11 protein-coding genes are annotated in these 10404 nt (G+C 59.4%); 5 read left to right on the plus strand and 6 right to left on the minus strand.

What is annotated here, in order from left to right; translation table 11 throughout:
* Positions 1-432: 432 nt before the first annotated feature.
* Together NW856_RS09865 and trpE are read right to left on the minus strand one after the other, a co-directional pair.
* Entirely contained in the window at positions 433-1263 is an 831-nt protein-coding gene (locus NW856_RS09865; protein ID WP_414400048.1) for a phytanoyl-CoA dioxygenase family protein, read from the minus strand.
* 3 nt (positions 1264-1266) lie between these two features.
* On the minus strand, positions 1267-2787 hold the full coding sequence (gene trpE / locus NW856_RS09870) for an anthranilate synthase component I (protein ID WP_414388266.1): 1521 nt from the start codon (positions 2785-2787) through the stop codon (positions 1267-1269).
* Between the two features lie 140 nt (positions 2788-2927).
* On the opposite strand from trpE, the gene NW856_RS09875 reads away from it, so the two are divergent.
* Both NW856_RS09875 and NW856_RS09880 read left to right on the plus strand, forming a co-directional pair.
* Entirely contained in the window at positions 2928-3476 is a 549-nt protein-coding gene (locus tag NW856_RS09875; RefSeq protein WP_414374942.1) for an NUDIX hydrolase, read from the plus strand.
* Between the two features lie 258 nt (positions 3477-3734).
* On the plus strand, positions 3735-4400 hold the full coding sequence (locus tag NW856_RS09880; protein WP_414400049.1) for a hypothetical protein: 666 nt from the start codon (positions 3735-3737) through the stop codon (positions 4398-4400).
* Between the two features lie 95 nt (positions 4401-4495).
* On the opposite strand, the gene NW856_RS09885 is transcribed toward NW856_RS09880, so the two are convergent.
* On the minus strand, positions 4496-5401 hold the full coding sequence (locus NW856_RS09885; RefSeq protein WP_414400050.1) for a M23 family metallopeptidase: 906 nt from the start codon (positions 5399-5401) through the stop codon (positions 4496-4498).
* Between the two features lie 205 nt (positions 5402-5606).
* Between NW856_RS09885 and cruF the strand changes: the two genes are divergently transcribed.
* Together cruF and NW856_RS09895 are read left to right on the plus strand one after the other, a co-directional pair.
* Entirely contained in the window at positions 5607-6668 is a 1062-nt protein-coding gene (gene cruF, locus NW856_RS09890; protein WP_414400052.1) for a gamma-carotene 1'-hydroxylase CruF, read from the plus strand.
* Positions 6655-7755 carry a threonine aldolase family protein gene (locus tag NW856_RS09895; protein WP_414400053.1) on the plus strand — a complete coding sequence of 367 codons (1101 nt, stop codon included), beginning with the start codon at positions 6655-6657 and terminating at the stop codon, positions 7753-7755. Before cruF ends, NW856_RS09895 begins: the two co-directional genes overlap by 14 nt.
* Before the next feature lie 89 nt (positions 7756-7844).
* Here NW856_RS09895 and lspA read toward each other — a convergent pair whose 3' ends face one another.
* The 3 genes from lspA to NW856_RS09910 all read right to left on the minus strand — a co-directional run bounded on the left by lspA (position 7845) and on the right by NW856_RS09910 (position 9814).
* A complete protein-coding gene (gene lspA / locus NW856_RS09900) occupies positions 7845-8369 on the minus strand; it encodes a signal peptidase II (protein ID WP_414357254.1) in 525 nt (174 codons plus the stop codon).
* A gap of 260 nt (positions 8370-8629) precedes the next feature.
* Entirely contained in the window at positions 8630-8854 is a 225-nt protein-coding gene (locus NW856_RS09905; RefSeq protein ID WP_148202686.1) for a hypothetical protein, read from the minus strand.
* Positions 8855-9010: 156 nt separating this feature from the next.
* Positions 9011-9814 (minus strand): ABC transporter permease, encoded by an 804-nt coding sequence (locus NW856_RS09910; RefSeq protein ID WP_414400054.1) that lies wholly within the window; start codon positions 9812-9814, stop codon positions 9011-9013.
* Between the two features lie 166 nt (positions 9815-9980).
* On the opposite strand from NW856_RS09910, the gene ruvA reads away from it, so the two are divergent.
* Positions 9981-10404: Holliday junction branch migration protein RuvA (ruvA, locus tag NW856_RS09915; protein ID WP_414400055.1), on the plus strand; the 424-nt coding region annotated here is incomplete at its 3' end.

The following is a 10404-nucleotide window of genomic DNA, read 5'->3' on the forward strand; positions in this document are numbered from 1 at the left end:
GTTTACCATAGCAAGGGTTTCCGCCTTTCATCCTGACCCTCATGCTGATACATAGAGGGCGTCGCTTCTCGGCGGTCTAGCTGACCGGATTCCTCAAACAAGAGGAGAGGTTGACGTTCTCCCCACGGCTAAAGCCAGAGGATCCGTTCTCAGCCAGCAAAACAACTCCCACTGACTGAGCTACACCGAGCATGTGGCTTATACCGCAGCACCGTGGGGGACGCCAAAGCGCTTCGCGCCGCCAAGGCGAACGCACCAGCTACTGGGATGTGGAAACACCCCAGATACTTCTACTTCACCTTCAGCACTGCACCTTTCTATAAATGGGTGGAGCGATACTCACATCCTATCAGGAGACGGTAGCTTATCCCTAGGCATAAATGCCGGGGCCTGAGCCGCCGAGTTTTCGGTCAGCTCGCAGTTCCGGGCCGTCTACACAATCTGTGCCGTCACGAATAGGCGCTGATGCTCGGCTGGGATCCGCTCTTTCTCTTGGGCCGGGATCACCAGGGGAGGTTGCCGAGTGTAGTTGACAGGATCCCGAAACCAAGCGCGGCTGTAGGTGTTGTAGAGAAGGGGACGGGGGGCAGGGGAGCGATTGGCCCGACCCAGGTGAATCAGGCGGTAGTCGAACAGGAGGCAGGATCCCTTGGCCAAGGGTGGATCGACAAAGGGCATCTGCTGGGCCAGCTCGGTATAGTGGGCATCGAAGACCGCATGGCTGCCGGGCCAGAGACGGGTCATGCCGTTCTCTTCGTTGACCTCCACCAGAGGAATAAGTAAATTCAGGGCATAGCAGGGAATGATCGCATCCAAGGTCTCGTCGCCAAACAGATGAGACAGATCCCGGTGAACTTGTTGATCGGCGGATCCCGGCAGAGAGACCACCGCCCCCAGCCCGCTCAAGATCAACTCCGGCCCCAAAATCCGCTTCAGGATGGGCAAGATCAGAGGATGGGCATAGATGAGGGGATCGTTGAAGGGGCCCTCCAGGCGAACCGTTACCATCACCCGTCTATTGCCCACTAACAGGGCATCGGCGTGGTGCTCGTGGGTGCAGTAGTGGCTGTAGGTGGCCAGAAAGCTGCTGTGCAACTTGTCGATGAGCTCGGGGGGAAAGATCTCCGGCAACACCAGATAGCCCTCTGTGGAAAACAGTTCAAAAGCCTGCTCTACGGTCTCTGGATCCGGCTGCTGGAGCTCCTGTAAGGACTCCGTCCCGCTGACGCGAACCGCAGGGCTGAAGCGCAACTGGGCCAACATCGGCTAGGTCTCCTGCAAACTGGCCACAGCCATTAACATGCCCCGCGCTTTGTTTAGACATTCTTGATATTCCCGCTCCGGATCCGAGTCGGCCACAATACCTGCCCCGGCCTGCAAGCTCACCTGGCCCTGATGAACCAGCAGGGTGCGGATGGTGATGGCGGTGTTCAGTTGGCCGGAAAAGTCGTAGTAGCCATAGGCGCCGGCATAGGGCCCGCGGCGGCATCCTTCCAGCTCATGAATAATCTGCATGGCGCGGATTTTGGGGGCGCCGGTAACGGTTCCGGCGGGGAAGGTGGCCCGCAGCAGATCCCAGGCGCTGTACTGGGGATCCAGCCGCCCCACCACGTTGCTGACGATGTGCATCACATGGCTGTAGCGCTCGATCTGCATCAGGTCGTCCACCTGCACAGATCCCAGTTGGCAGACCCGTCCCAGGTCGTTGCGGGCCAGATCCACCAACATCACATGTTCGGCCCGTTCTTTCGGATCTGCCAACAGCTCTTGCTCCAGCTGCCGGTCTTCCTGAGGGGTGGTGCCGCGGGGGCGGGTGCCGGCAATGGGGCGCACGGTGGCGATGCGGTCTTCCCCCACGCGGCTGAGTTTGACCATCACCTCTGGGCTGGAGCCGATGAGGCAGAGATCCCCAAACTGCAAAAACGCCATGTAAGGGGAAGGGTTAATCAGCCGCAACGAGCGGTAGAGGCGAAAGGGATCCCCGGCAAGGGAGACGGTAAACCGCTGCGAGAGCACCACCTGGAAGATATCTCCGGCGCGGATGTAGTCCTTAGCCTGTTCCACGGCTTGGCAGTATGCTGGGCGGCTCAGGGTGCTGGGGGGGATTTGTTCGCGCCAGCGGGACGGAGTCCTTTCCGACAGGTGGGGCTTCCAGTTGAGGTGCAGATGGGCCAGGGAAAGAGGAGCGCTGAGCTGCTGCATCAGCTTTTCCACCCGCCGGCAGGCTTGGGCATAGGCTTCCTCGGCAGCGTGGTGACGGGTATCGGCGAAGGCCACCACCCAGATCTTGCGCTTCACCTGGTCAAAGAGCAAAATGCTGTCCACCTGCATCAAAACGGCATCAGGGGGATCCCCCGGCTGCAGGGGGTGGATGGGCACCTTGGGCTCAATCCAGCGAATCAGCTCGTAGCCCCAGTAGCCAAACAGGCCGCCGATGCTGCTGGGCAATTCCGGCAAATGCACCGGCTCATAGGGCTGCAAGCAGCGGGCCAAAATTGCGAAGGGATCCCCTTGGTGGTGCTCCTGTCGGCCATCGCGGTATCGCTGTAGCGCCTGATCCCCGCGTATTTCCAAAACCCACAGGGGATCGCAGCCCAGGAAGCTGTAGCGGGCCACCTGTTCCCCCCCCTCCACCGACTCCAGGAGAAAGTTGTAGGGCTGGCCGGCACAAACCCGATACCAGGCAGAAACCGGCGTTTCCAAATCCGCCACCCATTCCTGGTACACCGGGATAAAGTTGCCCTGCTTGGTGAGGGCAAGAAACTCCTTCAAGGGAGGGTAAATCATGGCCTGCAACTTTTGTGCTTTTCCTGACTCTACCCCAGACACGGGATCCCAAGGGCGTGTGAATCCCTCTGGATTGCCCGGTTGCAACAGCGCCGAAAACCATTAAGCTGAGAGCGGCTCTACTCTCGGGATCCCTTGCCATGCAAAACCCATCTCAGGTGATTCGTGAGCGCCTCCGCTATCAAGGCCACAAATACACCTTCGTCAGCCAGCGTTTGCGTTTTCCCAACGGCAAAGAGGGAGAGCGGGAGTACCTCATCCATCCTGGCGGGGTGGTGGCAGTGCCCGTCACTGCAGCAGGCAAGTTCGTCTGCATTCGTCAATATCGCTTTGCGGTTGCCTCCTACCTTTATGAATTTCCGGCAGGCACGGTCGAGCCAGGGGAGCATCCCGACGACACCATTCGCCGCGAGCTGGAAGAAGAAACGGGCCTGCGTGCCCATCGCTGGGATTCGCTCGGCCAATTCTATCTATGCCCCGGCTATTCCAGCGAGATCATGTACGCCTATCTGGCGCGGGAGCTGGAAGTGCTGGATTCCCCTCCCGATAAGGATGAGGATGAAGATATTACCGTAGTGGAGTTTTCTGCTTCTGAGCTTACAGAAATGGCCCGTTTGGGAATGGATTTGGACAGCAAGTCCATTGCCTGCTTTTGGCGGGCCCAATTGTTTTTGGCTGCCGAAAAATAGAGCCCTCCGTCGGGGGGGGCTGCCCCTTGCTCCTGGGGGATCCCTTTCAAATTGGCGGGGCGTCGTTCCAAGCCGACTTTGTTGGCTACAGAGGAAGCTCCAGGCTTTTCACCCTAACTTGGTAGCCCATTGCCAGGCGAGATCAAGGTGAGATCGAGGTTGCGTTCGACATAAAAGGGATCCCTGTATCCCGGCTGTTTGGTTGACTGGGAGAACCTTGGAGTCCTTTAGAATTTTAGGGGCGAGGAGTGAGGAAATATGCGGAAGCTGTTGTGTTCCTGTGGTCGAATAGCCTGGGGAGTGGCCTTGGCTACCACTCTACCGGTTGCTGCTGTTCCTGCCTATCCCCAGCCCGTGCTTCCGCTGCTGCCGGTTCCTTCTGAGGGCGGCGCTGCTCGAGGTGGGGTTGTGGCTTTATTCAATCAATCCATTTGGTGGGATTTCATTCGCGGCAATCGTGGCGAAAACCTACGCCTGTTCCCGGCCAGCCTAACCTCTCCATCTCGCCAGGATGTGGTGGCTGTGTTTCAGATTCAGCGGCAGCCCACCGTGGAGCCGGTGGTGCGCGTTCTCAGCTTCGAGCACCAGGGGGGGTATAGCTTTCGTCTGCTCCACACGGCTGAGCCGATCCCAGGACGGTTGGTGGAGGCTCACCTGCGCACGGACATTACCTCCAGCCCACAGCCCAAGTTGGTGCTCCTCACCGAGCGAGGGGGCATCAGCCTGCTGCGCTCTGTCTTGGTCTTGGAACACCGGCCTGAGGGACTTGTGCCGCTGCTGAGCGTGACGGATCTGAGCAATGCCAGCCTGCGGGTCAGCCCGCAAGGGATCCTGGTCATCTCAAGCCCGACAGGTGCCAGCCGTGATTTGAGGGCTACCCTCTACCAATGGGAGGGGGATGGCTTTGTCCGTCGAGATCTATAAGTCCATCATCTGTTGTGACTGTTGTGAATCTGCCTGTCAATATCCATCTTTGTCAGCGAGGTCTCGCCCAGAGCGGATGTCCGTCTCGGCTATCGCTACCCTTGCCAGCAAGCTCCCAAGCTGGGGGCTTGTCCCACCTGCCAAAGGAACAGGCTTTCGGCCCCAAGGGGATGAATGCTCCAGGGATCCAGGCCAGACCCAAACCACCCGTAGGGATCGACGGCAGCCGGTTGGCCCGAGTTGGTGTTGTCGAAGCGACGCACCTCGAAATGGAGATGGGGCCCGCTGGCACAGCCGCTGTCTCCCGATAGGCCGATGACTGCTCCTGCGGCCACCACTTGCCCCTCCTGCACCCCGATTTGACTGAGGTGGGCGTAGAGGGTCTCCCAGCGGGGAAGTGCTCTCCCGTCTGTTCTCTCCCCCTCCGAGAGTTCTGGCTCGTGCAGAAGGCGCACCCGCAACCCCCTGACCGGTCGGCCCAAGCCGGGGCAAAAAAACTCCGGCTCCTCACGGGCCAAGGTGACCCGTCCTGCGGCAGCAGCCAAAATCGGGGTGCCCACCGGCATCTCCCAGTCATAACCGGCATGGCCATCGCTTTTGCCACAGGGGTGCAGCGGGTCGGGGATCCAAACCTGGCCTTGCCCACTCACAAACCGTCTGTTGCCATCCCTCTCCCCCAAAGGCAAGTCATGGTCGAAGAGGTTGGTGACAGGAAATTCCCCAACAAAGGGCTTGTGCAAAAACGGCCACTGGGGCGGCGGCGGATCCCCATAAGCAGAACGATATTTTTCCAGCTCCAGCCGATAGTCTTCCAGATCCTGACGCTGGGCGGGATCTTCCGTGTGCTGCTGCAACAGATCCACCAGCTGCAGGGCCTGAAGCCAGTCCTGGCGCTCCACAGCACGAGCCAACTGGGCGTACACCCCCACCCGGGATCCCTGCGGCGAAGACGGGGAGGAGACCTGAGGAAAAACGGGCGAGATGTTTACGAATTGATACAATAGACAGCAAAATATCAGCAGTGTCACCGTTAGCGGTGGTGACATCCCTGCCCAGAGGGCCATCCCAAGTAGGCCGGCCTGCAAGCAAGCGGGCTTGTTCTTGGCTTTAGGCTCTCTCTTGGGGCCATCCGCTTTTTCCCTCAGCCGCCGTATGGGTTGCAAGGAGACAGAGCGGCTTCGCTTAACCACTCTTCGGGAGTTTCTCATGCGTTGGTTCTCGTCCTCTGGTGTTCTCGTCGGCCTGCCTTTCCATGGGCAGAGCGTTCTGCCCCTATCCGGCTCGATTTGGCGGCGGCTGGAAGCTTTGGCTCTGGGTTTACACATTCTGTCTTTGCTTTTTGGGTTGGCAGGGTTGCTCTGGGTTGTACCGCATCCCGAGTGGGTGGCCAGTTTGCCCCCCATTGGCCTTCAAGCCTTCTCCTTGAGCATGGGCAACGGCGGCGTGGCCTACATGGTGTTCGGCGCGCTGGCAGCAGCTCTGATGGGATCCCGGCTGTTGGGGATGCGGCGCCTATTGATGTTTTTGATCCCGGCGGTGGGCATTTCCTTGGGCAGTGAGCTGTTGGGCACCAGCACTGGGATCCCCTTTGGCAACTATGGCTACCTGAGTGGGCTGGGCTATAAGATTGCCGGGTTGGTGCCTTTTACCATCCCTCTGTCTTGGTTTTATGTGGGGTTGTCGTCCTATTTGTTGGCGCGTGTGGCTCTGCAAACCCAGCGCCACTGGCTGATTCACTTCGAGGCCATTATGTTGGGGGCGTTGCTGCTCACCGCCTGGGACTTCGTGCTGGATCCGGCCATGACCCGCGGCTCGATTCCCTTCTGGACGTGGTTTCAGCCGGGGCCCTTCTTCGGTATGCCGCTGCAAAACTTCGGGGGTTGGATGCTGACTGGGGCTGCCTTCATGACGGTGGCCAATCTGCTGTGGGGCGAGGATCAACCCATCCTTGACCGCCGCCAGTTGGTGGGGCCGCTGGTGCTCTATGTAGCTAATTTTGCTTTTGCCCTGTTGATGAGCCTGGGCTCTGGCATTGTTGCGCCGGCGGGGCTGGGCCTGTTGTTGGGGTTGGGGCCCGCTTTGGGGTTGTGGTGGAGTGCAAAGACCCCATCCCGCTATTGCGAAAGGACTCCGTCCCGCTATCGCGACCAGCCTGAGCCGCCTTCCCATCCCCAAAAGGACTCTGTCCCGCTATTGCAAACGGTTGAGGGAGAGGCAGGTCGGGACTGGGATACTTTGGAGGATCCCGGTTGGGTTGGCGCGAAATAAACTGGCCCTAACCCTTCCTCGGCGAGATCCCCCAGTTGTCCATGCCATGAACTTTTGCAGCGACAATGTTACAGGCGCTTGTCCTGAGGTGATGGAAGCCCTGTTGGCCCTCAACCGGGGATCCGCCATGCCCTATGGAGGGGACGAATGCACAGCGCAGGTGCAAAGGCTGTTTGCCGAGATCTTCGAGCATGAAGTGGCAGTGTTTCCGGTGGCAACAGGATCTGCTGCCAATGCCCTGGCCCTTTCGGTGCTCACCCCGCCCTACGGGGCGATTTATTGCCATCCCGAGGCCCACATCAATCTGGACGAATGTGGAGCGCCAGAGCTGTTTACAGGTGGGGCCAAGTTGGTGGGGATCCCCGGAGAGCAAGGCCGTATTGACTGGGGCAACTTAAAAGCAGCCCTGGAGCGGGCGGGGTTTGGGGTGGTTCATCACGTGCAGCCTGCCTGCCTCAGCCTGACGCAAGCCACTGAGGCCGGCACCCTCTACTCCTTGGAGCAGCTTGGATCCCTGGCGGATTTGGCCCATCACTTTGGCCTTAAGGTGCATATGGATGGGGCCCGCTTTGCCAATGCCTTGGTCGGTTTGGGTTGCACCCCTGCCGAGATGACCTGGAAAGCGGGGGTGGATGTGCTGTCCTTTGGGGCCACCAAAAATGGAGCCTGGGCTGCGGAAGCGGTGGTGTTTTTTCATCCAAATCAGGTGGGCGATTTTGAGTTTCGCCGCAAGCGCAGTGGCCATCTGCTCTCGAAGATGCGCTTTTTGTCTGCCCAATTGCAGGCCTATCTCCAGGATGGGGTGTGGCTGCGCAATGCCCGCCATGCCAACGCGATGGCCCAGCAGTTGGCTCAGGGACTGGGATCCCTGCCGGGAGCCAAGTTGGTGTATCCTACCGAGGCCAATGAGGTTTTTATCGAGCTGCCGGAGCCGGTTCTCCAGGCCCTAGAGGGAGCGGGGTTTCGGTTTTACCGCTGGCTGGGGGAAGGTCACCACTTAATCCGCCTGGTGACGGCTTTTAACACTTTGCCCGCAGATGTCGAGCGCTTCTGCCAGGTGGCTCAGCAAGCCAGCCGTTTGCAATAGGCGGACGGAGTCCTTGCAGCTGACCGGGGATCCCCCTGGCCAAAGGCCTGAGCATCCCAAGGGATCCCTGAAGGCTGTTCATCGGCTCGTCAATCCTTAAAGTGGGTGCTGTCGCGACCGGGCTTTTTCTCCAGGCAGGGCGAGGCGGAAGTCGATCCCGTTTTCTTCGAGTTGTCCTGTAGCAGACCAATCAGCAGACAGGCCACCCCAAGGTTGATGGCCACATCGGCCACGTTGAATACCGGAAAGCGAATCCAGACCCAATTGAAAAAATCCACCACATAGCCGTTGACGAAGCGGTCGATGCCGTTCCCCACGGCTCCTGCCCACACCAAGCCATAGCCGGCCTGTTCCCATCGGCCCAGGATCCCGCCGCGAATGGCCAGCAGCGCCAACGCCAGCGCCACCCCCAGCGAGATCCACTTCAAGAGCTCTGCCGAATCTTCAAACAGGCTCCAAGCAGCGCCGGTATTCTCCACGTAGGTGAGGTGAAACACCCCTGGCCACAGCTCAATCTCTGGCCCCGGCAGCAGCCGTTCCACTGCCCAGTGCTTGGTCGCCTGATCCAAGATTACCCCCAGGATCCCGGCCAGCCAAAAGCCTTTGTTTTTCATGTCGTCTTGGCCTCAATCACGTCCACCGGCAAGAGCGCCCCGATGAGCACTTTTCCCATCCTGACATGCTGCTCTTCTGCCGGCTCATTGCCCAGAAGCTCAAGGGCGGAGCTCTGGACTCGAAGTTGGGCCTGTAACGGGATCCAACACCGGTGAGTGGCCTCAGAAGCGATTGGCCGCCTCTGGCTTGAGAGGAGCAGCAAGAAAACCGTCCAGCTTAGGCAACTGGACGGGGATCCCCTGGGGGTGGACAGGATTGGCTACCGACCCTGCTGCTCCAGGGATCGGCGCAATTCGCTGGCCATCTGCATGAACTCTTGCGGGTTGCCCGCTTTGCCGTAGGAGGAGCGATCTTGAACCTTTTTGCCGCTGCCTTGGCGGGTGCGGGTGTTGAGCAAAGCGCTGGCCATTTCCATGAACTTGGCAGGATTTCCCTCGCTGCTGCCCCGCACGAGAGGGGCGCGTCCGGCACGAGTGACAGCCATAGATACCTCAATTTTCACAAATGAAATGCTTGTTACATTTTCTCACAAGGGCTCTGCGATCAACCAGGGCCAGCGTTTCCTTGCTGTTACAGCGACTCCGGCCAATACTTAGGGATCCCTCCAAGTGCAAACCTTGCATGAGGCTGGAAAGAGCCATCAGCGAGTCGTGGTTTTCTCTTGAGTCCAATGATGGATCAGCCAAATGGGGAGCACCGTCAGGCCAATCACCCCCAGAGCCACCACGCTGATCACCGGACGCTGCCGAGGCTTGGTTAGCTGGCTGAACACCCAGATCGGCAGGGTTTGCTGCTGGCCAGCGGTGAAGGTGGTGACGATGATTTCATCGAAAGACAGGGCAAACGCCAGCAGGGATCCCGCCAATAGGGCCGAGGCCAGTTCGGGCAGAAGGATGTACCGAAAGGTTTGCAGAGGATTAGCCCCCAAGTCGGCAGAAGCCTCCAGTTGAGAGCGTCCCATGCGGCGAAACCGGGCCAGCACGTTGTTGTACACCACCACCAGACAAAAGGTGGCATGGCCGATAACAATTGTCCAAAAGCTGAAAGGGATATGCAGCAAATGGATCGCCGAGCGCAAGGCGATCCCGGAGACAATGCCCGGCAAGGCGATGGGCAGCAACACCAAAAACGAGATCGTCTCGCGGCCAAAAAATCGGCTGCGATAGACTGCTGCTGCCGCCAGGGATCCCAGCACCACCGCCACTCCGGTAGCCAGCACAGCCACCCGCAAAGACAAAAACAAGGCCCGCCAAATATCTGCCCGCCCCCAGGCCACGGCAAACCAATGCCAGGTCAGCCCCGGCAAAGGGAAGCGCAAAGTCGCCTCATCGGGGCTAAAGGCGTAAAGGACGATCACCAGCAGAGGAAGATGGAGAAAGAGCAGCACCCCCAGCGAGAACAGGATCCAAAGCCATTGGCCGATGGGAAAAGGGCGAATCGGCATGGATGAGGGAGAATACAGAGCTGGATGGGGAACAGTCTACAGGTAGAGAAATGGTCTGTGAAATAGCCTTGTAGGGAAGCAGCCTTTGGCAAGGACTTTAGATTGCTTGGCCGACTTTGGAGCTCCAGTCGAGCAGAGCATCCCAAACCCAGATTAAACTCGCAGCATGATCGCGTTTTTAAGCGGCCACCTTGTGGCCATCGAATGGGGAGAGCGCAGCAGCCTCACCGTTGAGGTGCAGGGGATCGGCTATCGCGTCAAGGCCCCAGGACGTTTTCTCAAGCAACTGCCTGCAGTGGGGGAGCCCGTCCGGGTGTTCACCCATTTGGTGGTGCGAGAGACTGAGCTGGTGTTGTACGGGTTTGGCTCGCCAGCTGAGCGGGACTTGTTTGTGGAACTCATCAAAGTCTCGGGGGTGGGGCCGGCTTTGGGCTTGGCCCTGCTGAATACCTTCAGCCTGCCGGAGCTGGTGCAGGCGGTGGTGACCGAAAACGTGCGCCTGCTCTCCCTCACGCCGGGGGTAGGCCATAAAACGGCCCAACGGCTGGCCCTGGAGCTGAAAACCAAGCTGGCCCACTGGCGACAGGGGG

The organism is Synechococcus sp. R3-13 (genome assembly GCF_047462195.1).
Lineage (GTDB): Bacteria > Cyanobacteriota > Cyanobacteriia > Thermostichales > Thermostichaceae > Thermostichus.